This is a genomic window from Mesorhizobium sp. Cs1299R1N1 (assembly GCF_037179655.1).
In the GTDB taxonomy this organism is placed as follows: Bacteria; Pseudomonadota; Alphaproteobacteria; order Rhizobiales; family Rhizobiaceae; genus Mesorhizobium; species Mesorhizobium salmacidum.
Genome location: NZ_JAPYKR010000119.1, coordinates 1 through 507, shown reverse-complemented (window position 1 = coordinate 507; position 507 = coordinate 1). Strand labels below are relative to the sequence as shown.

The 507-nt window shown below is 61.1% G+C and carries 1 protein-coding gene; it reads left to right on the top strand.

From position 1 onward, the window contains the following. A partial coding sequence (locus O7A70_RS33985) for a DUF3085 domain-containing protein (RefSeq protein WP_337144231.1) occupies window positions 1-380 on the top strand: 380 nt, incomplete at its 5' end. Between the last annotated feature and the right edge of the window lie 127 nt (window positions 381-507).

The window sequence follows — 507 nt, the reverse complement described above, 5'->3', positions numbered from 1 at the left end:
CGGTGCGAGCCATGAACGGTCGAGATTCACCCGGTTTCTGGCTTGTCGGTGGCCAAGGCATCTATCTCGTGCATAACGGCGCCCGGCCTCGGGGCAGCGTGACTCTGGCCTACGCAAACGAATGCGACCCGCTCAGGGTGCCGGTCCAAACCTGGTCGGGTATCAAGCGCGCCATCTTCGGCGATAACGATGGGAGGGAATTCGTCGATCTGGTTATGATCGGCACTGCCGTCGATGCCGGCGCCGACGTCGAGGTGACCTTCGAGCCCGACACGATGACGGTGGCTGTCGTCGAAAAAGGAGCGGCGAGCATACGACTGCAATCGCTGCGCATCCGGGACAAAAATGACACCGCGTCAGGACGCAGTCGTCGGGTTTGAGTCTGAATCTCGGCTAAGGACCAGACGCGGTATCTCGGCCCGCTACTCTCTCCAAGCCCCGCACGTCGTTGTCCTCCCAGTCCTCCCATTCCACGTTGTTGGTTTCGAGATAACGGGCGACGGCTAC